This window comes from Aquipuribacter aurantiacus (genome assembly GCF_051216895.1).
Taxonomy (GTDB): domain Bacteria; phylum Actinomycetota; class Actinomycetes; order Actinomycetales; family JBBAYJ01; genus Aquipuribacter.
This window is the reverse complement of the sequence record NZ_JBPKAO010000009.1, coordinates 1,188-22,474: the sequence shown is the minus strand read 5'-3', so window position 1 is coordinate 22,474 and position 21,287 is coordinate 1,188. Positions and strand designations below refer to the sequence as shown.

At 73.9% G+C, this 21,287-nt stretch carries 15 protein-coding genes; 8 read left to right on the top strand and 7 right to left on the bottom strand.

Translation table 11 applies throughout. The annotated features are described in order from the left end of the window. The first annotated feature begins 47 nt into the window (after nucleotides 1-47). On the top strand, nucleotides 48-926 hold the full coding sequence (locus tag ACR80Q_RS12775; RefSeq protein WP_435378008.1) for an oxygenase MpaB family protein: 879 nt from the start codon (nucleotides 48-50) through the stop codon (nucleotides 924-926). 24 nt (nucleotides 927-950) lie between these two features. Here the strand turns inward: ACR80Q_RS12775 and ACR80Q_RS12770 are convergent, their stop codons facing one another. Beyond that, the gene (locus ACR80Q_RS12770; protein ID WP_435378007.1) at nucleotides 951-1,793 is read right to left on the bottom strand and encodes a PHP domain-containing protein; all 843 of its coding nucleotides are present in this window, start codon (nucleotides 1,791-1,793) and stop codon (nucleotides 951-953) included. A 38-nt stretch (nucleotides 1,794-1,831) separates the two neighbouring features. Between ACR80Q_RS12770 and ACR80Q_RS12765 the strand changes: the two genes are divergently transcribed. Both ACR80Q_RS12765 and ACR80Q_RS12760 read left to right on the top strand, forming a co-directional pair. Beyond that, nucleotides 1,832-2,782 carry a P1 family peptidase gene (locus ACR80Q_RS12765; RefSeq protein WP_435378006.1) on the top strand — a complete coding sequence of 317 codons (951 nt, stop codon included), beginning with the start codon at nucleotides 1,832-1,834 and terminating at the stop codon, nucleotides 2,780-2,782. Nucleotides 2,783-2,794: 12 nt separating this feature from the next. Beyond that, nucleotides 2,795-4,300, top strand: a complete 1,506-nt coding sequence (locus ACR80Q_RS12760) for an aminopeptidase P family protein (protein WP_435378005.1) — start codon at nucleotides 2,795-2,797, stop codon at nucleotides 4,298-4,300. Between the two features lie 27 nt (nucleotides 4,301-4,327). Here the strand turns inward: ACR80Q_RS12760 and ACR80Q_RS12755 are convergent, their stop codons facing one another. The 3 genes from ACR80Q_RS12755 to ACR80Q_RS12745 all read right to left on the bottom strand — a co-directional run bounded on the left by ACR80Q_RS12755 (nucleotide 4,328) and on the right by ACR80Q_RS12745 (nucleotide 6,784). Then, nucleotides 4,328-4,861, bottom strand: a complete 534-nt coding sequence (locus ACR80Q_RS12755; RefSeq protein WP_435378004.1) for a YflT domain-containing protein — start codon at nucleotides 4,859-4,861, stop codon at nucleotides 4,328-4,330. A gap of 146 nt (nucleotides 4,862-5,007) precedes the next feature. Beyond that, nucleotides 5,008-5,577, bottom strand: a complete 570-nt coding sequence (locus ACR80Q_RS12750; RefSeq protein WP_435378003.1) for a Dps family protein — start codon at nucleotides 5,575-5,577, stop codon at nucleotides 5,008-5,010. 172 nt (nucleotides 5,578-5,749) lie between these two features. Further along, the gene (locus ACR80Q_RS12745; RefSeq protein WP_435378002.1) at nucleotides 5,750-6,784 is read right to left on the bottom strand and encodes an HpcH/HpaI aldolase/citrate lyase family protein; all 1,035 of its coding nucleotides are present in this window, start codon (nucleotides 6,782-6,784) and stop codon (nucleotides 5,750-5,752) included. 288 nt (nucleotides 6,785-7,072) lie between these two features. On the opposite strand from ACR80Q_RS12745, the gene ACR80Q_RS12740 reads away from it, so the two are divergent. Both ACR80Q_RS12740 and ACR80Q_RS12735 read left to right on the top strand, forming a co-directional pair. Further along, nucleotides 7,073-12,235: a peroxidase family protein gene (locus ACR80Q_RS12740; RefSeq protein ID WP_435378001.1), complete on the top strand. Its 5,163-nt coding sequence runs from the start codon at nucleotides 7,073-7,075 to the stop codon at nucleotides 12,233-12,235. Nucleotides 12,236-12,249: 14 nt separating this feature from the next. Beyond that, entirely contained in the window at nucleotides 12,250-13,884 is a 1,635-nt protein-coding gene (locus ACR80Q_RS12735) for a lytic transglycosylase domain-containing protein (RefSeq protein ID WP_435377999.1), read from the top strand. Nucleotides 13,885-13,911: 27 nt separating this feature from the next. Here ACR80Q_RS12735 and ACR80Q_RS12730 read toward each other — a convergent pair whose 3' ends face one another. The 3 genes from ACR80Q_RS12730 to ACR80Q_RS12720 all read right to left on the bottom strand — a co-directional run bounded on the left by ACR80Q_RS12730 (nucleotide 13,912) and on the right by ACR80Q_RS12720 (nucleotide 17,116). Beyond that, nucleotides 13,912-15,120 carry a sensor histidine kinase gene (locus ACR80Q_RS12730; protein ID WP_435377998.1) on the bottom strand — a complete coding sequence of 403 codons (1,209 nt, stop codon included), beginning with the start codon at nucleotides 15,118-15,120 and terminating at the stop codon, nucleotides 13,912-13,914. Between the two features lie 236 nt (nucleotides 15,121-15,356). Beyond that, nucleotides 15,357-16,025, bottom strand: a complete 669-nt coding sequence (locus tag ACR80Q_RS12725; protein ID WP_435377997.1) for a response regulator — start codon at nucleotides 16,023-16,025, stop codon at nucleotides 15,357-15,359. Between the two features lie 155 nt (nucleotides 16,026-16,180). Next, on the bottom strand, nucleotides 16,181-17,116 hold the full coding sequence (locus tag ACR80Q_RS12720) for an AfsR/SARP family transcriptional regulator (RefSeq protein WP_435377996.1): 936 nt from the start codon (nucleotides 17,114-17,116) through the stop codon (nucleotides 16,181-16,183). A gap of 257 nt (nucleotides 17,117-17,373) precedes the next feature. Here ACR80Q_RS12720 and ACR80Q_RS12715 point away from each other — a divergent pair, with 257 nt between their 5' ends. From ACR80Q_RS12715 to ACR80Q_RS12705, 3 genes are all read left to right on the top strand, one after another. Next, nucleotides 17,374-19,281: a multicopper oxidase domain-containing protein gene (locus ACR80Q_RS12715; RefSeq protein WP_435377995.1), complete on the top strand. Its 1,908-nt coding sequence runs from the start codon at nucleotides 17,374-17,376 to the stop codon at nucleotides 19,279-19,281. A 7-nt stretch (nucleotides 19,282-19,288) separates the two neighbouring features. Next, nucleotides 19,289-19,702, top strand: coding sequence for a signal peptidase I (lepB, locus tag ACR80Q_RS12710; protein WP_435378144.1), 414 nt, complete (start codon nucleotides 19,289-19,291; stop codon nucleotides 19,700-19,702). 866 nt (nucleotides 19,703-20,568) lie between these two features. Further along, on the top strand, nucleotides 20,569-21,287 hold a 719-nt coding region (locus ACR80Q_RS12705), incomplete at its 3' end, for a DUF222 domain-containing protein (RefSeq protein ID WP_435378143.1).

Genomic DNA, 21,287 nt, shown 5'->3' with positions numbered 1-21,287 from the left:
CCGCGGGTCGGCGGGCCCGGGGAACGGCCCCGGGCGAGGATGACGCCGTGACCGTCGACCCCTCGCCCGCCGGGGCGCCGACGCCTCCCGCCCCACGGGACCCGGGGCTGTTCGGCCCCGGGAGCGTCACGTGGCAGCTGCACGCGGACCCGCTGGTCGCGCTCGCCGGGTTGCGGGCCCTGCTGCTGCAGTCGCTGCACCCGGTGGTGGCGCACGGCTTCGCCACCCACTCCGACTACCAGCGGCAGCCGTGGTCGCGGCTGCTGCGCACGGCGGACTTCATGGCCGTCACCACCTTCGGGAGCACCAGCGAGGTCCACGCGGCGGCCGCCCGGGTCCGCCGGGCCCATGCCGGTTCGCCGTTCGTCGACCCGGGTGACGGCAGCCGGCGCCGCATCGATGAACCCGCGCTGCTGCTGTGGGTGCACGCCTGCCTCCTCGACTCGGTCCTGGCCGTCACCCGCCGCGGCGGCGTCCGGCTGAGCGGACCCGAGTCCGACCGCTACGTCGCCGAGCAGGTCCGCTCCGTCGCGCTCCTCGGGGTGCACCCCCGGGCCGCGCCCCGGACGACGGCCGAGCTCGCGGCCTACCTCGAACGGGTCCGCCCGTCGCTGCGGCTGTCCGACCCGGCGCGGGACGCGGTGCGGCTGGTGCTCGCCCCGCCGATCCACCCGCTGCTGGAGCTGCTGACGCCCGCGCGGGTCGGCTGGTCGTCGCTGGCCGGCGTCGCGTTCGCGACCCTCCCGGACTGGGCCCGCGACCTGTTCCCCCCGCCCGGCACCGCGGACGCGTCGATGCCCGAGGCCGCCGTCACCGCCTCGCTGCGGGCGCTGCGACGGACCGGGATCGGCGTCGGCACGATGGCGCCGGCGTTGGCCCGGAGCCCGCACGAGCGGGCGGCGCGCCGCCGGCTGCGCACCGCCTGAGCGGCGGCAGGAAGGGGCGAGCCGTCAGCGGCGCTCCTGCACCCGGGTCGGCGCGAGCAGGCGTTCCACGACGTCCTCCGCCGTGGTGTTCTCGCCGATGCGGTTCTGCTTGCCGTCGCCGTGGAAGTCGCTGGACCCCGTGGCCAGCAGGCCCAGCTCCGCGCACAGCCCGCGCAGCCGGTCACGTGTCGCGGCGTCGTGGTCGCGGTGGTCGACCTCGAGCCCGGCCAGACCGGCGGCGGCCAGCCGGGCCAGGACCTCGTCGGTGAGCACGTCCGCGGCGGCGCGCGAGGCCGGGTGGGCGATGACGGCCGCCCCTCCGGCCGCGACGACCATCCGGACCGTGTCCAGCAGCTGGGGTGCCCGGTACCCGACGTAGTAGGGGCTCCCCTCGGCCAGCAGCTCGACGAAGGCCTCGTCGCGGTGGGCGACGGCCCCGACGGCGACCAGGGCGTCCGCCACGTGGGGCCGCCCCGGGGTCACCCCGTCGGGGACCCGCGCCAGCACGTCGTCCAGCCTCAGCGCCGGCACGACGACCTGGAGCCGCTCGACGATCAGCCGCAGCCGGTCCAGCCGGCTGCTCACGGTGCCCTGCAGCACCTCGGCCAGCTCGGGTGCGGTCGTCACGTCGCCGTAGCCCAGCAGGTGCACCGAGCGTCCGTCCAGCGCGGTGGAGATCTCCACCCCCGGCACGAGGTCGACGCCCAGCTCCAGCGCGACGGCCGCGGCCTCGGCCAGCCCCGCGCCCGTGTCGTGGTCGGTGAGTGCCAGGCCGGGCAGCCCGGCCGCCGCCGCCGCCCGGACGACGTCCCCGGGCGAGGTCGTGCCGTCGCTGGCGGTGGAATGGGTGTGCAGGTCGTAGGGCACGAGGGACGATGCTAGGCCCGCGGCGTAGCGTCGGGCGGGTGGAGACGACTGCTCATCCCCCGCTGCGGACCTCGGCCGGCCTGCTCCCCGGCCCCGACGGCGTCCTGGTGGGGCACGCGGACGCCACCGGCGACGGCTGGCTGAGCGGGTGCACCGTCGTCCTGCCGCCCCCGGGGACGGTGGGGGCGGTGGCGGTCGGCGGCGGCGCGCCCGGCACGCGGGAGACGGACGCCCTGGCGCCGGGCACCCTCGTCAGCACCGTCGACGCCGTCGTCCTGTCCGGTGGGAGCGCCTACGGGCTGGCCACGGCGGACGGGGTCGTGCGGTGGTGCGAACGTCACGGCCGCGGGTTCGTGGTGTCGGCCCCGGACGCGCCCGGTCCGGTGGTCAGGGTCCCGGTCGTGCCCGCCGCGGTGGTGTTCGACCTCGGCCGCGGCGGGGACCCGTCGGCCCGCCCCGACGCCCGCTTCGGCGAGGCCGCCTGCGAGGCCACGGTGGCGCTAGGCCGCGTCGGCGCGACGGCGGAGCCCGTCCCCGAGGGGCAGGTCGGGGCGGGGACCGGCTGCCGGGTGGCCGGCGGGACGGCCCCCGGTGGGGTGGGCGTCGCCGGTGGCGCGGTCCCCGGCACGGCCCACCGGGTCGGTGCCCTGGTCGTCGCCAACGCCGCCGGCACGCCCGTCGGGCAGGAGCCGCCGGTCGCCCCCGCGACGGGGTCCGGGACGGGCAGCGGGCTGCTCAACACGACGCTGGTGGTGGTGGTCACCGACGCCGTCCTCGACGTGGCGACGGCCGGCCGCGTCGCGCAGGCCGCCCACGCAGGCCTCGCCCGCGCGGTCGACCCCAGCCACACGGTGGTCGACGGCGACGTCGTCCTGGCCCTGGCCACCGGCTCCGGCACGGCGCTCACCGGGCCCCGGGACCAGGTCGCCCTGGAGGCTGCCGCGGCGCACGCCGTCACGCAGGCGTTCGCCCGGGCCGTCACCGGATGACACCATCGCCTGATGAGCGACGCCGCAGAGACCACGCAGGGGGCTGCCGGGACGGGCGCCCGTAGCCAGCGACCGAGCAGCGCGGCGTTCCGCCGGTTCGTCGCCTCGGGCTGGGCCGAGCGACCGGGGACCCTGCCGGAGCAGGCCGAGGGGGCCCGGCACGCCGTGGCCCGCCGCGAGCGGTTGTCCGCCCGGTTCCCCGGCGAGCGGCTCGTCGTGCCCGCCGGCGGTCTGCAGGTCCGCAGCAACGACACCGACCACCGCTACCGCCCGCACACCGCGTTCGCCTACCTGACCGGGCTCGGGGGCGACACCGAGCCGGACTGCGTCCTGGTGCTGGAGCCCCGCGACGGCGGAGCCGGTCACGACGCGGTGCTGTACTTCCGGCCGCGGGCCGAGCGGGACACCGAGGAGTTCTACGCCGACGCCCGCTACGGCGAGCTGTGGGTGGGCACGCGCCAGTCCCTGCCGGAGGTCACCGCGCAGACGGGGCTGCCCGCGCGTCACCTGGACGAGCTGCCGGACGCCCTGGTCAAGGACCTGGGCTCGGTCGGCATCCGGGTCGTCCGCGACGGCGACGAGCGCGTGACGGACCGCCTCGACCTGGCCCGGGCGTCCGACGGGCTGGACGCGACCGAGGCCGAGGCCGCCGACGAGGCGCTCGGCGACGCGGTGTCGGCCATGCGCTGCGTGAAGGACGACTGGGAGGTCGCCCAGCTGCGGGAGGCCGTCGAGGCCACCGCACGGGGCTTCGCCGACGTCGTGGCGGCCCTGCCCCGCGCCGTCCAGCACGCCCGGGGCGAACGCGTCATCGAGGGCGCGTTCGCGGCCCGGGCGCGCGAGGAGGGCAACGGGATCGGCTACGAGGTCATCGCCGCGGCCGGCGAGCACGCCTGCACGCTGCACTGGATCCGCAACGACGGCCGGGTGGACGCGGACGCGGTCGTCCTGGTGGACGCCGGCGTCGAGGTCGACTCCCTGTACACCGCGGACGTCACCCGGACGCTGCCCGCCTCCGGTCGGTTCTCCGAGGCCCAGCGGCGCGTCTACACCGCGGTCCTGGACGCCGCCGACGCCGCGTTCGCCGCCACGCGGCCCGGTGCCACCATCCGTGAGGTCCACGAGGCCGCCATGGCCGTGATCGCCGACCGGTTGTCCGCGTGGGGGCTGCTGCCGGTCAGCCCCGAGGAGTCCCTGGACGTGGCCTCCGGCGGGCAGCACCGCCGTTGGATGGTCCACGGCACCAGCCACCACCTGGGTCTGGACGTGCACGACTGCGCCCGGCTGGCGCGGGAGACCTACCAGGGGCAGGCCCTGGAGCCGGGCATGGTGTTCACCATCGAGCCCGGGCTGTACTTCCGCTCCGACGACCTGCTCGTGCCGGAGGAGCTCCGCGGGATCGGCGTGCGGATCGAGGACGACGTCCTGGTCACCGCCGACGGGGCCGAGAACCTGTCCGCGATGCTGCCGCGCGAGCCCGACGCCGTCGAGGCGTGGATGGCCGAGATCCGGGGCTGAGCCGGTGAGGCTCGAGGGGGCTCAGCCCTAGAGGCTGACCCCGCCGAGCTCGGCGGGACCGTCGTCGACGCCGGAGTTCGGCAGCTTGCGCAGGGTGTTGCGGGCCTGGTTCGCCACCTCGGCCACCGCGACGACCTGGTAGTGCGACGCGACGATCTGGCTGGCGGACGTGAAGTCGCGACGCCCGCCGGTGAAGCTGAACGACAGCACCCCGAACAGCATGCCGAAGCCCGCCCCGATCAGCAGGGCGGCCAGGAAGAGGTCGAGGCCGCCGGTCCCGAAGAGGGTCAGCAGCAGCCCGACGAACAACCCGAAGTAGGCGCCGCTGGCAGCCCCGGCGGCGGCGACCCGGGGGTAGGTCAGGCGTCCGGTGACGCGCTCGACCATGCGCAGGTCGGTGCCGATGATGGCGACCTTCTGGACGGGGAACTTCTCGTCGGACAGGTAGTCGACGGCACGCTGGGCCTGCTCGTAGGTGGCGTAGTTGGCGATGAGCTCGCCGTGGAACGGGGTGGGGAGCTTGGGCACACCCCGCGCGCCGCTGGATCCGCTGAAGGCCATGGTCCCTATCCTCCCACCGCTGGCGCTCCCGGCCCGGGCCGGAGGCGGATGGTCCCGGGGCATGGCGCCGACGTCGTCGGGCCGGGTGCCCGTCGTGCGGCACCCGGCCCGTCAACGGCGCAGGTCGTGCTGGTGGTTCCCGGTGCTCAGTGCTCGGCGGCCCTGGCGGCCTCGGCAGCACCCTTCTCGGTGGTCTCCCCGGAGGTCGACAGCTGCCCGGAGGAGCTCTCGAGGTGCGCGCGCACGAACCAGTGGAACAGCTCGAGCTTGGCGGCCTGGCCGATGAGCATGTCCTCGCTCACCGGGTCCGCCTCGGCCTTCTCGATGGCCTCGCGCTGGTCGCTGATGACGCCCTGGTACACGACGTCGAGGGCACCCAGGTGCTCGGTGGTGACCGCGCGGGCGAGGGAGTAGTCCTCCCACGTGCGGCTGGCCGCCATCGCGCCCATCGTGCCGACCGGGGAGCCCCCGAGCGTCGCGATGCGCTCGGCGATCTCGTCGGTCATGGCCCGGACGTCCTCGACCTGCGGGTCGAGCATCTCGTGGACCGCGATGAAGTGCGGGCCCACGACGTTCCAGTGCACGTGCTTGAGGGTGAGGTGCAGGTCCGTGAGGGCCGTGAGCCGCTCCTGGAGGACACCGACGAGCGTCGCGGACGACGCCTCGTCGAGCCCGGGGACGGTGTAGCCACCACGGCGGGAGTTGTTGGTCGGCACTGCTGCTCCGATCTGTTGGGTCTTGGGTGTCGGGCCGGTGCCGGGACGACCCCGATGGGGTCGCGTCCCGTCGCCGTCCCGCTGTCACTGGGTACCCGGCGCCCCGCCACCACAAACAGCGGCGAGGCCCTGACGGGGTAACGCGCCGGTGGCCCCGATCAGTCCCGGTGGCTCACCCTTCGGCGACGTCACCCGCGGGCGTCGGCGGCCGCCACGGGTGCGGCCGGCCCAGGCCCGCCGCCCGCCCGGCCGCGACGACCCGACGGGCCATGGCCGCGCTGGCCGCGTCCACCATCTCCTCGCCCAGCATGGCCGCACCCCGGCCGCCACCCTCCGGCGACGCGAACCACGCGAGGGCGTCGAGCACGTCCTCGGCGCGCTCGTAGGCGGCCGGGGACGGGCTGAACACCTCGTTGCAGGCCTCGACCTGGTCCGGGTGGAGCACCCACTTGCCGTCGTAGCCCAGCGCCGCGCTGCGCCGGGCCTGCCGGCGGAAGCCGTCGACGTCACGGACCTGCAAATACGGCCCGTCGACCGCGTGGACCCCGTGGGCCCGGGCCGCGACGAGGATGCTCATCAGCGTGTGGTGGTGGGCGTCCCCGGGGGTGTAGCCGTCGGGCTGCTCCCCGGGTTGCAAGGACCGCATCCCGAGGTCGGCCATCAGGTCGGCGGGGCCGAGGACGAGCGACTCGACCCGCGGGCTCGCCGAGGCCAGCGCCGGGGCGTGGAGGAGCCCGGCGGCGTCCTCGACCTGGACCTCGAGCCCGATGCGCCCGACCGGCAACCCGTTGGCGCGCTCGAGCTGGGTCAGGACGAGGTCCAGGGCCTGGACGTGACCCGGGTCGGAGGCCTTCGGCAGCACCAGGCAGTCCACGGCGGCCCCGGCCCCCTGCAGGACCGCGGTCACGTCGACCACGGTGTGCGCGCTGGCCCAGCCGTTGACCCGGACCGTGACAGTCGCAGCCTGCCAACCGCCCTCGCGCAGCGCGGCCACCACGTTCTGGCGCGCGGTCGCCTTGGCGTCGTCGGCGACGGCGTCCTCCAGGTCCAGGAGCACGGCGTCCACCGGTAGCCCCTTGGACTTCTCAAGCATCCGGGTGCTGGAGCCGGGGACGGCGAGGACTGAGCGGCGGGCGCGCTGCGGACGGGACCCGGCGGACGCCCCGGACGAAGGGACCGTGTCGGACAGGCTCTGCTCAGGAGGCACCAGCGGACGCTAGCGCGCCGGTGGGATGCCCAGGGTTTCCGCAAGGTCGCGCTGGGACGGTCGGCGTCGCCCACCGGCACCCCGTCGGAGGGCTCGCACAGGGACGACTGGCCGAGAGCGGGGCACACCATGGGCAGACACGCGCAGCCGAGGCACAGCCGAGTGACCACACCCCCGCGGGGGCGGCCCAGGACGACCACCCGGACCGGTCCTGACCGCGGCTCGGTCCGCCGCCGGTCCGGGGTCGCGCCGAGGCGCTTCCGGTCGGCGACCGCCGTGCTGCTCACCGTGGTGCTCACAGGCCTCGGCCTGCTCACCATCTCTCCGCCCGCGACCGCGGACCACGAGCCGGGCCACACGGGACCGAGCTTCCAGCTCATCCGCTCCGACCTCGAGTTCATCCTGCGGCAGATCGAGATCGCGGAGGCGCACGCCGCCGGCGGTGAGCTGCTCGGTGACGGCGAGAACCAGGTCGGCAGCCCCCTGCTCGGCTTCGGGTTGCGCACCGTGACCGGCGAGGACAACAACCTCTTCGCCGGGCCTGCGACCGCAGACGCCAAGCGGTACCGCGACTTCGGTGCGGCCGACCAGGTGTTCCCGCGCCTGCTGTCCCCCCAGTTCCGTGACGCGGACGTCATCCCGCCGTCGGCCGCGGTCGGTCCGGGACAGGCCGTCGGCGACACGACCTCCTACACGCAGAAGGTCGCCCGGCAGTTCGTCTACGACGCCGAGCCCCGGCGCATCAGCAACCTGGTCGTCGACCAGACCGAGGACAACCCCGCCGCCGTGGCCGCCTCCACGCGCCTCAACGGTGAGCCGGTGCTCGTCGACCACGACGACGACCCCGCGACCCCCGCGATCGTCGAGTTCCCCGCGACGGCACCGGACCTCGGGCTGTCCGCCCCGTTCAACTCGTGGTTCACCTTCTTCGGCCAGTTCTTCGACCACGGCCTCGACCTGGTCAGCAAAGGTGGGAACGGCACCGTGGTCGTACCGCTCGACCCGGACGACCCGCTGTACGACCCGACCAGCACCAGCAACTTCATGGTCGTCACCCGCGCGACCAACCAACCGGGCCCCGACGGTGTGGTCGGCACGGTCGACGACGTCCAGGAGCACATGAACACCACCACCCCGTTCGTCGACCAGAACCAGACCTACACCTCGCACCCCAGCCACCAGGTGTTCCTGCGCGAGTACGCGGTGGGACCGAACGGCCCGGTGTCCACGGGCCGGTTGCTGGAGGGCCCCGACGGCGGTCTCGCGTCCTGGGCCGACGTCAAGGCGCAGGCGGCGAACGTGCTGGGCATCGAGCTCGTCGACGCCGACGTGTCCAGCGTCCCGCTGCTGCTCACCGACCCCTACGGCCGTTTCGTCCCGGGCGGCAACGGGCTGCCTCAGCTCGTCGTGCCCCCCGGCGGACCCACGGACCTCGTCGGGGGCGACCTGGCCGACCCGGCCACCGTCGACGAGGCGTACAGCACCGGTCACGCGTTCCTGGACGACATCGCCCACCACGCCGTCCCCGGCGCCGTGAACGGCGTCGCGCAGGTGCCCGACGACGACCCCGGCACCACGGACGACGGCGACCCGAGCACCTACGACGACGAGATGCTCGAGGAGCACTTCATCACCGGCGACGGACGCGGCAACGAGAACATCGCCCTCACGTCGGTGCACCACGTGTTCCACTCCGAGCACAACCGGGTGTGGCAGCAGGTGCAGGACGTGATCGTGGCCGAGGCCGACCCGGGCTTCACGGCGCAGTGGCAGCTGGACGGCGGCGCGTGGGACGGCGAGCGCCTGTTCCAGGCCGCCCGCCTGGTCACCGAGATGCAGTACCAGCACCTGGTCTTCGAGGAGTTCGGCCGGACGGTCTCCCCCAACATCGACGTGGTCCCTGCCAACGAGAGCGGGTACATCCCCTCCATCGACCCGGCGATCAGCGCGGAGTTCGCGCACGTGGTCTACCGCTTCGGGCACTCGATGCTCACCGAGGACGTCGCCCGGATCGGCGAGGACGGCTCCGACATGAGCCTGGGCCTGCTCGAGGCCTTCCTCGACCCCACCGTCTACGACGACAACGGCGCCATGTCGCCGGAGGAGGCTGCCGGCACGCTGGTGCGCGGCGCGGTCGAGCTGCAGGGCAACGAGATCGACGAGTTCGTCACCCCCACCCTGCGCAACAGCCTCCTCGGCCTGCCGCTGGACCTGCCGGCGATCAACATGACCCGTGCGCGTGACGCCGGGGTCCCCGGCCTCAACGAGGCGCGCCGCACGTTCTTCGCCGAGTCCGGTGACTCGACGGTGCGGCCGTACTCGAGCTGGAACGACTTCCGTTCTGCGTTGCGCAACCCGGAGTCGGCGGTCAACTTCGTCGCCGCCTACGGCACCCACCCCACCATCACCTCCGCCATGACCATCGACACCCGGCGCGCGGCTGCGGCCCTGCTCGTGCAGGGCGGGGCCGGTGCACCGGGCGACCGGGTCGCCTTCATGAACAGCAGCGGCACGTTCGCCCGGGTCGACGGTCGCACCACCTCCGGGGTCGACGACGTCGACTTCTGGGCCGGCGGCCTGGCCGAGCGCCCACGCGTGTTCGGCGCGATGCTCGGGTCCTCCTTCAACTACGTGTTCGAGCAGCAGATGGAGGACCTGCAGAACGGTGACCGGTTCTACTACCTGTCCCGCCTGATCGGCACCAACCTGCTCGGCCAGCTCGAGGCGAACTCGTTCGCCGGGATCATCGAGCGCAACACCACGGCGGAGAACCTCCCCGCCAACGTGTTCGCCACGCCCGACTGCACCATCGAGGTCGGCCTGCTCCAGAGCGACGGTCAGGGCAGCTACGTCGACAACGCGTCCATGGCACCGTGCACCGGCGACCAGCTCGCCGATGACGCCGACGGCAACCTCCGGTTCACCGGGGGCGAGCACATCCGCTTCATCGGCACCGGCGCAGCCGACCGGATGTGGTCCGACGAGGGTGACGACCACATCCTCGGCCTGGGCGGCGACGACGTCATCGAGGGCGGCGACGGGAACGACAGCATCGTCGGCGGCGACGGCGACGACATCATCACCGACCTCAACGGCGACGACAACCTCAAGGGTGGCAACGGCAACGACGCCATCCACGCCGGGCCCGGTCTCGACCTGATCCTCGCCGGGGCGGGCCAGGACTTCGTCATGCACGGTGCGGACGAGACCGAGAGCTTCGGCAACACCGGCGACGACTTCATCATGGGCGGCAACGCCCACGACATCATCGCCGGCAACGCGGGCGACGACTGGATCGAAGGCGGGGGCGGGACGGACCTGCTCCAGGGCGACGAGCGCAACGGGTTCCAGAACGACCCGGACGGGGGCGACGACGTCCTCATCGCGAACGTCGGCAACGACGACTACGACGCCGAGGGCGGCGACGACATCATGGTTGCCGGGACCGGCACCAACCGCAACGAGGGGATGATGGGCTTCGACTGGGTGACCAACGTGCGGCACCAGTTCCCCGCGAACGACGACATGCGCCTGACCGGTCTCCTGCCGCCGGACGTCAACAACGTCCGTGACCGGTTCGACCTCGTCGAGGGCCTGTCCGGTTGGAACCACGACGACACCCTCCGCGGGGACGACCGTGACTCCGAGACCCCCGACCCGGGCCAGCAGCCCGGCGAGCGGGCCTTCGAGAACCACGAGCTGCGCAACCCGGCGCTCATCGACGGGCTGCAGGCACTGCTGCCCGACCAGGCGCCGGACGAGAACGGGGTGTGGTTCACCGGCGGCAACATCCTGCTCGGCGGCGCGGGCGGCGACATCGTCGAGGGCCGCGGCGGCGACGACGTCATCGACGGCGACAGCTGGCTGAACGTGATGCTGGAGGCACCCAGCTCCAGCGGCGCCGGGACGACCCGCTACAGCAGCATGTCGCAGCTGCAGGCCAGGGTGTTCTCCGGGGAGCTGTCCCCGGCCGACATCCGGATCGTCCGGGAGATCGTCACCGAGGACGACGGGAGCATCGACGAGGCCCAGTACAGCGGGGCGCCGGAGGAGTACGACATCTCCATCGGCACCAGCGGCGGTCGCTCCCTCGTCACCATCTCGCACACCGGTGGGGCGCAGACCGACGGCACCGACCACGTCTGGGGCGTCGAGCAGTTCCGGTTCGGGGTCGGTGACACGAGCGTCGTGCTCCCCGTCGCCGACCTGCCCACCAACGTCGCCGCGACCGGCACCGTGGTCATCAGCGACGTGAGCCCGACCGAGGACGCCGAGCTGACGGCCACGGTGGAGGACCTCGTCGACCCCGACGGCGTCCCCGACCTGCTCACCTTCAGCTGGCAGGCACTGATCGGCGAGGACTGGATCACGGTCGCGACGGGCGAGACCTTCGCCCCGGGTGACCTGACCGTGGGGGCACCGCTGCGGGTGCTGCTCTCTTTCGCCGACCTCGAGGGCAACCCCGAGCAGCTGGTGTCCGAGGAGACGCTCCCCGTCGCCAACGTCAACGACATCCCCACCGGTGGCCCCGTCATCACGCCGGACGCGCCGGAGGTGGGGGACCAGCTGATCGCCCTCACCGACGGGATCGAGGACGCCGACGGGATCCCCGCGGACGCGGTCCACACCTTCCAGTGGTTGGCCGCCGACCCGACCGACCCGGGCGACTTCGACCCGGTCGCCGGGGCCACCGCCTCCACCCACACCCCCACGGCGGCCGACGTCGGCAGCGCCTTCGTCGTGGTGGTGGGCTACACCGACAGCCACGGCACGGCGGAGCAGGTCCAGTCGGCAGCCACGCAACCCCTGGCGGCGGGCGACGTCCCCGTGGCGGAGGCGTCCGCAGCCGCACTCACCTTCCCCACGCTGGCCATCACGGCGAGCTCCACGCTGGACGTCGTGCTCAGCAACACCGGCACGGCGCCGCTGAACGTGAGCGGGCTCGCCTTCACCGGCCGTGATGCCGGGGCGTTCTCGACCACCAGCTCGTGCGCGGTGGTCGCGGCCGGCAGCAGCTGCACGGTCACGGTGCGGTTCTCACCGGTGGTGATCGGGGAGAACCGGGGCACGCTCGAGATCGCCCACGACGCCGTAGGCAGCCCCACCCTCGTCGCCCTGACGGGGACGGGGACGGCCGCACCGGTGGCCGCGGCTCTGAACGCCCCGGGAGCGGTCGACTTCGGGACACGGCGGCTGGGCACGGTCCGGACCCAGAACGTCCGGCTCCGCAACCTGGGGACGGTACCCATCGCGGTCAGCTCCATCACGACCAGCGCACCGTTCAGCGTCCCGGCCGGTGCGTGCGGCGGAGTGATCCCCGCCCGTGGACGCTGCGAGGTCGCCGTCACGTTCGCGCCGACGGCCGCCGGCGCGGTGGCACGCGCGCTGACCGTCACCACCAACGCGACGAACCCCGTGGTGACCGTCCAGCTCAGCGGCTCCGGCCGCTGACCGGACGCAGGACGATGCCCCACCCACAGGCCCAGGGCGTCGGCACCCGCCGGCGCCCTGGGCCTCGGCCTGCCCCCGCCACGGTGCTGTCGGCCGCCCTGCTCGTCGGCGCCGCGTCCTTCCTGCACCCCGGCGCCGCCGGGACGTGGCCGGACGCGGGCACCGGGAGGCTCATCGCCGGCACCGACCTGCAGGTCGGGGCCGACCTCCCCGGGGAGGACGCCGCCCCCGCGTCCGTCAGCGATCCCGCCGACGGTCCCGGCCTCGGGGGCGACGCCGTCCCCGGTGACGCGCTCACGCCTGACGCGCTGTCCGCGCTGTCCGCGCTGTCCGCGCTGTCCGACCCCGGGGCCGGCGGGCCCCGCCTGGCGGACGGGGGGATCGGCGTCACCCGGATCGGCCGGGTCGTCCCTGACGCACCGGGGCCGGAGACCGGGGCCACCCCCGCGCGCGCGGCCCCGTCCGGGGTCCCGGCCCGGGCCCTGCAGGCCTACGCGGCCGCCGCGCAGCGCTCCCGTGTCCGTCACCCCGGTTGCGGCCTCACCTCCCACCTCCTCGCCGCCATCGCGTCCGTCGAATCCGACCACGGACGGTTCGGCGGCGCCCGGCTGGACCAGGCCGGGCGGGCGACGCCGCTCATCATCGGCATACCGCTGGACGGCCGCCCGGGGGTCGCCCTGATCCGCGACAGCGACGGGGGCGCCCTGGACGGCGACACCACGTACGACCGCGCGGTGGGCCCGATGCAGTTCATCCCGTCCACCTGGGCCTTCGCGGGGGTCGACGGCGACGGCGACGGCCGGGCCGACCCCCATGACCTCGACGACGCGTCCGCCGCCGCGGGTGACTACCTGTGCTCCGGCGGCAGCGACATGAGCACGGTCGCCGGGGCCCGGGCCGCCGTCCACCGCTACAACCACAGCTGGGCCTACGTCGACCGCGTGCTGTCGTTGGCCGCCGCCTACGCCGACGGCACCGCGGTCGCGGCCGTCCGGGGGCGCCCGCCGCAACCGACACGGACCCCCACGTCCGCACCACCGTCGGCGGGCCCCCCGACGCCACCTGCCCGAGCGGCGTCCTCGCCGGACCGGACGACCTCGAGCCCGGCGCGACCGACCGCTGCACCACCCCGACCATCGCGCCCCACGCCCCCTGCTGTGGCCACGCCGCCGACGGGACCGCCACGGGTCCCCTCGCCGGCCCCGCCACCCACCCAGCGGCCCACCCCCGTGCCGTCACCCGACCCCGCGCCAAGACCCACATCACCCGCCCCGGCACCCACGCCCGGACCGCCACCGACGACGCCAGCGCCACCGACGCCGGGCACGACGCCGGAACCGACGCCTCCACCGAGCCAGCCGCAGCCCCCGCCCGAGACCCCGGAGCCCGGAGCCCCGGGTGCCACGCCACCGGCGCCGGCGGTCCAGCTCCGCCCGGGGGAGACCGTGCTGCTGGAGACCTTCGACGCGGACCAGCAGGTGATCGGCGTCACGGCGCTCGTCGACGAGGGCGGCGACCTCACGACGCTCGCGGGGTCTCTCGTGGTGCAGACCCTCGCCGACGGGACCACGAAGGTGAGCATCGGGACCGCGCTTCTCCTCGTCGTCCGGCTCAGCGGGTCACTGACCGCCGCCGACGTCGTCGGGTGAACCGACACCCCCCGACGACGGCGGACGTCAACGAGGCGGTGGGAGCCGCAGGCTGACCACCGTGCCCGCGTCGGGCTCGCTGACCACCCTCAACGCCCCGTCGAACTCCTGCACGAGGTCGTGCACCAGTCGCAGCCCCACGTGTCCGTAGGCCTCCCCGTCCCCGGTCTCGAAACCACGACCGTCGTCCCGTACCCGCAGCTCGGTCCCCCGCCCGCTGTGCCGAACCGTCACCCGGACCCGACCGGCGTCTGCGTGCTTGCCGACGTTCGTGAGCGCCTCGCGGGCCACGCGGTGCAGCAGGGTCGCCCGTCCGACGTCCAGGGGCGCGGCGATGTCGACGTCGAGGACGACGTCCGTCCCGTCCTGGCGCAGCGTCGCCGCCAACGCGTCCAGCCGCTCGAGGAGCTGCGCATGGGCCACCTGGCTCGGGTAGACGTCGGCCAGGATGTCGCGCAGCTTCGTCACGTCCGACTGCAACAGCTCCCGGGCCGCGACGACGGGCCCTCGCTGGGCCTGCGGGAGGTGGCGGGCGATCGAGTCGAGGGAGTAGCCGAGCCCGGCCAGGTCCTGGATGACGTCGTCGTGGAGCTGCTGGGCGAGCCTGCGGCGCTCCAGCTCCGAGGCGGCCACGGCCTGGGCCAGGAGCATCCGCCTCGACTGCTCCACGTCCTGGACGCGCTTCGCCATCGAGATCGCCAGCGGCAGCTGGGCCGTGGTCAGCGCCAGCAGTCCCAGCATCCCCGCGAGCACGAACGGCCACCGCAACCGCTGCTCGACCCGCAGCACCTCGTCCCGGGGGACGAGCACCTCGACAGCGAGCGGGTCCACGAGCCCGACATCCGCAGCGGTCAGGACCCGCACCTGCTCCGTGCCCTCGAACACGGCGTCACCCTCGTGCGCCACGTCGAGGGAGACCACCTCGGCGGTCTCGCCCGGAGCCTCGCCCGCGCTGTACAGCAGCAGGCCGTCGTGGTCCCACACCCGGACGCCGTCCATCGAGCCGTCGGCCAGTCGTGCGGCCACCACACGGTCCAGCGCCCCGGCGCCGACCTCGGCGGCCGTCCCGGTGGGTTCCGGGGCCAGCATCGGCCCGACGACCCGGTCGGCGAACCGGTCGGCCCGCTCGATGGCCGCGGCCGTGGCCAGCTCGTGGGCGACGGTGGAGAGGGCCACGGCGGTGGGGACGCCGACCGCGAGCAGGACGACACCACTCACGGCCAGGTAGCGCCTCACGACCGACGCCACCCCGGACGAGGAACGCCAGGCGCCCGACACCCCCGACAGGAGGGGGCGCGGCCAGACGGCTGTCAGACCGTCCCCCGACGGGAGGGGCCCGACCGGAGCACCGTCGAGGGGGCGAAGCGCCGACAAGTCCACGTCCTCGACCATGCCGTCGCCACCTTGGGGTGACCTTGCGCGGGCCCCGGGCTCGTCGTCCTGCACGTCGTCGTGCGACGGGGCGGATGCCACTAGTCCTCGACCAGGGACACGATGCCGCGGCGCACCGCCTTGACGACCGCCTCCAGCTGCGTGTGCGCGTCGAGCTTCACCAGGATGGTCTTGACGTGGCCGCGGCAGGTGCTCTCGGCGATGCCCAGCCTCCGGGACGTGGTCACGACGTCGTGCCCCTGGGCCATGTGGTGGAGCACCTCCAGCTCGCGCGGGGTGAGCTCCACCGCGCTGGGGCGGTGAGAGACAGATGCGTGGCCGGCGGTGCGGTCCGTCGTCAGCAGGGAGGGCGGCACGATGATGCTGCCTCGCCGCGCGCTGCGGAGGGTGTCGAGGACGACCGAGAGCGCGCCGTCCTTGGGGAGGAAGCCGCTGGCCCCGGACGAGGCGGCGCGGTGCACCAGCTCGGTGGAGGCGTGCGCGGTGAGGATGACGACCGTGGTCGTGGGTACCGCTTCGAGGACCCGCTCGGTCGCGATGAACCCGTCCACGTCGGGCAGGCGGACGTCCATGACGACGAGATCCGGCCGCAGGCTCACCGCCATCTCGAGCGCCTGCGCCGCCGACGTCGCATGACCCACGCAGCGCAGGTCGGGCTCCCGGTCCAGGGCACCACCGAGGAGCTCGGCGAACGTGCTGTGGTCGTCGACCACCAGCACGGTCGTGACCTCCTGGGCGACCGTCGACATCGAATCCCTGCCTCAGTCGTGGTGCGTTCGTCCCCGCGACCCCACAGCATGCGCGTCTCTGCACGGCGTCGCCACCGTTTTGGGCACACCGCCGGGGCCGCAGGGCCGTCCGGGTGCCGGCACTGGGCCGTCCACGACCCAGCGGCACCCGGCGGTCACACAGAGGCAGCCTCGAGCAACGCCGACCGGGCCCTGCTGTACACCCGGCGTCGTTCGTCCTCGGTCTTGGCGAGCGTTGCGTCCTGCATCCGGAGCAGCAGGACCAGGAGGTCGGCCGACCCGTCGTCGGCGGTTGCCCCGAGGGCACGCCGCAGGGCGACCTGCACCCGCGGTCCGGGTACACACCCCAGGTGCTGCCGGAGGACGTCCCTGCAACGGGTGAAGGCCCGGACGGCCTCGACCGGCTGCCCCAGCGCGATGTGGCCCTCCAGCAGCGTGCACCAGGACCGCTCGTCCAGCGGGTCCTGCTCGAGGCTCCGGGCCGCCAGCCGAAGTCCCTCCTCGGCGTTGCCTGCCTCCAGCTCGTAGCGGGCGGCCCGGCTGCGCAGCTCGCCCAGCAGACGACCGTGCCTGGCGCGGGCTGCCTCCAACCAGGGCAGGTCGGCCTCGTCCGCCAGCAGCGGACCGTCCACCCGCTCCAGGGCCCGGCGGAGGGTCGCCCGGGCGGCGGCGGTCGGGACGGAGCCCCGGGGCGTGGGCGGCAGCGCCAGCACGGCCTCGGCCTGCCAGACGTCGACGTCGAGCCGGGTGGTGTCGACCATGTAGCCGTGCGGGACCGTCGCCACCAGCCGCGGCGAGCCGCCCAACGCGGCCAGCCGCGACCGGAGCACGCTCACATGGCTCTCCAGGGCCGGGACGGCTCCCTCCGGCGGGTGCTCTCCCCACAGCTGCTCCACCAGCCGCTCCTTGGACACCGGGAGGCCGGCCGACAGCACCAGCGAGACGAGGACGAGTCGTGGCTTCGTCCCGCCCAGCTGCCTGGACCCGAGGACCACCGCGCCGCGTCGGACCCGGACGTCACCCACCAGGTCGACCCGGGTGCGCCCCTCCGCCACCTCGTCGGCGGCTCCCCGCTCGTCCTCGTCGCTCATCCGGCTCCTCCGTCCCGTCACGGTGCCACCCGGGGGTGCCCGCCTGCCGCGCCTGCTGATCGATGATCGATGATCATGGTCATCGACGCCCGGCCCCCCCCAGCCCTCGGTGGGGCATCGCCGCCCCCAAATCCGAGGAGGCCGCAAGACTACGGAGAGTGATGACCGACGGCTTTGTCCTGCTTTGATGTCGTTCACCAGTCACGTTGAGTGTTGACACCAAGGTTTTCCCAACGCAGCCCGACCAGCATCGAGCCATGCGTGACGACGACCACACGGCCTCGGGCCCGACGGCGGACCGCTCTCGGCCCATGCTCACCCGACGCGAGGCGATCGCGGCCGGGGGCATCGGCTCCATCGGCCTGGCGTCCTTCTTGTTGCCCACAGGCCCCCCGGCCGACACCAAGTCCGCCAGTCAGCTGCCTGACCGCCTCATGCCGCGGCCGTACCGTCGCGCCTTCGTCCCCGAGCCCGTGGCCACCCCGGTCGACGTCGTCGACGGCGTCGTCCACTACGACATCACGGCCCGCAAGGGCACCGCCGAGATCGTGACCGGGATCCGGACACCCGTGTACGGCTACGACGGCCTGGTCCCCGGACCTGCCATCCACGTGGACCGTGGCACACCGGTCCGGTTGCGGATCCGCAACCACCTGCCGCTGTTCAACGAGCAGCACGGGCACGAGTTCCTGCTGTCCACCCACCTCCACGGGCACCCGTCCCGACCGCAGTACGACGGGTACGCGGCCGACCTGAGTGGCCCGGGCTACTTCAAGCACTACTGGTACGAGAACGACTGCACGGCCCGGTCGATCTGGTACCACGACCATGCCCAGCACCGCACGGCAGAGAACGTCTACGGCGGGCTCTACGCGCAGTACCACCTGCACGACCCCTGGGAGCGGGTCACCCTGCCGCAGGGCGAGTTCGACGTCGCCCTGCTCATCGGGGACGCGATCTTCGACCGCAACGGCGGGCTCGCGTTCGACGACCGGCAGCGCTCGGGCCTCTGGGGCGACGTCATCCTGGTCAACGGGGTCCCGTGGCCGGTGATGAAGGTCAGGCGCCGGGTCTATCGCCTGCGCATCCTCGTCGCGACGTTGGCGCGGTCCTTCCGGTTCCGGCTGTCCACCGACGAGCCGGTGCACCTCGTCGGCACCGACGCCGGCCTCGTGCCGCGGAGCGTCCCCCTCAGCTCGTGGCGGCAGGGCGGCGCCGAACGTGTCGAGGTCCTGGTCGACTTCTCCGGCTACGCGCCGGGCACCAGGGTGAAGCTGCTCAACGACAGCAACGAGAACAACCGGGACTACGACCCCACCGACCAGGTCATGGCGTTCGACGTGGTGGACGACCCCGTGGACCAGGCCGACCCGACGTGGGATCACATCCCCGACCTGCTGCAGGACTCCGCACCGATGCGGCTGACGGCCGCGCAGGCCACCCGCACCCGACGGTTCCGGCTGAAGCGGGACGACAGGACGAACGAGTGGCAGATCGGCGAGACGTCGTGGGAGGTCGTCGAGGCCGGTGGCTACCGGGACGTGCTGGCGAACCCCGCCCTGGGGGCGGTGGAGCGGTGGATCTTCGAGAACAGCTCGGGCGGCTGGTTCCATCCGGTGCACATGCACCTGGTCGACTTCCAGGTGCTGTCCCGGAACGGGGCCCCGCCGTTCCCCTGGGAACGCGGCCCGAAGGACACCGTCTACGTGGGGGAGAGCGAAACCGTGGCCGTCCTTGCCGCCTTCTACCCGCACCAGGGCAAGTACATGATCCACTGCCACAACCTGCCGCACGAGGACCACGCCATGATGGCCCAGTTCGCGGTCGGCCCCTACGACGCGGACGACGACACGACCGATCCACGGACCGCGGCACCACCCGTCAAGGACTACACGTACGGCCACCCGGGCGGGCCGGGCGAGGATCCGTCGGCCGAGCCGTCCGAGGGGCCCGGCGAGGCACCCACGGGCGCACCTACGCAGGTGCCGGTCGGGGAGCCGACGGCGACGCCGACGCAAGGGCCCAACGAGGAGCAGCCGAGTGAGCCCCCCAGCAGCCCGACCGGCCAGCCCACCGGGACGACGTCGCTGCAGCCGACGCCTCCCCCGACTCCTGCTCGGGGGCGCGGTCCTCGTGGTGGTGGTCGTCCGGCTCGTCGCCCTTAGCCCGGTCATGGTGTCCGGCGACAGCATGGCTCCGACGCTGCTCGCCGGCCAGGTCGTCCTGCTCATGAGGACCGCCGACCCGGACCGGCGCGACGTGGTCGCGGTCAGATCCCCCGTCGACGGCGCGGTCGTCCTCAAGCGGGTGGTCGCGACCGGGGGTCAGGAGGTCGGCGTGGCAGACGGGGTCCTCCTGATCGACGGCGTACGCGTCACCGAGGACGTCGACCCCAAGACCGTCGACGGGACCTGGTTCGGGCCAGTAGTCGTCCCGCCCCGTAGCGTGTTCGTCCTGGGAGACCACCGAGAGCGCTCGATCGACTCCCGGCACCACGGTGCGGTCCTTCTCGACGACGTGGTCGGGGTGGCCGTGCTCCGCGTCAGACCGCCCTCGCGCATCGAAGACCTGATCGACGACCCGTAGGGACGGTCGGGTCCGCGGCGAAGCAGGGGCAGGGGCGGCTCGACACCCGAGTTGTGTCCGGGGTTCCGACCATCATCGTCGTATGCCTTCCGCCGCTGATGTCGCGCCAGAGTCGGGTGAGCCCGACGAGTCCGGTGACCCCGGTGCNNNTCGAAGACCTGATCGACGACCCGTAGGGACGGTCGGGTCCGCGGCGAAGCAGGGGCAGGGGCGGCTCGACACCCGAGTTGTGTCCGGGGTTCCGACCATCATCGTCGTATGCCTTCCGCCGCTGATGTCGCGCCAGAGTCGGGTGAGCCCGACGAGTCCGGTGACCCCGGTGCTGCTGATCTGGCGGCGGCGGCGGTGGCGGCGATGGCCTCGACGGGGTTCGTGCGGGCGGCGGCGGATGCGGTGGAGCTGCAGGCCATCGCCACCCTGGCCGGTATCCGTCGTCAGCAGGCCGTGGCCCGGGCCCGCTCGGTCGCCCGGGAGGTCGACCGGGCTCGGGGCCTGACCCCCGGCACGACCCGGGCGAAGCCGGTGGACGTGGACAAGGTCGACCGGTTCACCGCGCAGGAGGTGTCGTTGGCGTTGACGGTGTCCCCGGTCATCGCCCGGGACCGCCTCGAGCTCGCGGTCGAGCTCGTCGAGCGGCGACCGGTCACGTTCCAGGCCCTGCAGGCCGGACACGTCGACCTCCTCCGCGCCCGCCGCATCTGCGACGCCGTCCGCCACCTACCCCCCGCCAGCAACGAGGACCCCAGCAACGGAGACCCCGGCAGCGGAGACCCCGGCAGTGAGGACCCCGCGGCGACGGAGGGGTGCCACCCGGAGGGCCCNAGGTCGACCGGTTCACCGCGCAGGAGGTGTCGTTGGCGTTGACGGTGTCCCCGGTCATCGCCCGGGACCGCCTCGAGCTCGCGGTCGAGCTCGTCGAGCGGCGACCGGTCACGTTCCAGGCCCTGCAGGCCGGACACGTCGACCTCATTCGCGCCCGCCGCATCTGCGACGCCGTCCGCCACCTACCTGCGTCCCAGGACGGCGACGACAACGCTGAGCCGGACGGGCTCGAGGGCCCCGAGCCCAGCGACCCCGACCCCAGCGAGCCCTCCGAGCAGTTCGGCGGCACGGACGGCACGGACGGCACGGACGGCACGAGGGCCAGGGGCGGGTTGGCCGCGCTGGTGGAGGCCGAGGTCCTGCACCCGGGCAGCGTGCCCGCCCTGAGCGACCGCCGTCCCGCCCGCCCCGCCGGGCAGCTGACCCCGGCCCAGCTCACCGCCCGCCTCACCCGCCTCGTCCTGCGCGTCGACCCCGCCGGCGCGACCGACCGCACCACGCTGGCCGACACCCGCCGCGGCTGCAGCCTGCGGAACCTGCCCGACGGCATGGCCCTGCTGTCCATCACCGGCCGCGCCGACCTCCTCCACGCCGCGTTCACCCGCCTGGACACCACCGCCCGCGACCTCCTCCACGCCGACACCCGCACCGGCACCCCCGCCGGCACCCACGGACAGGACCCAGCCGGCACCCGCGGGCTTGACCCCGCCGCCACCGCGCAGACCCACGCCTCGGCGTCCGGCCCCGACGCGGCCCGGACCCT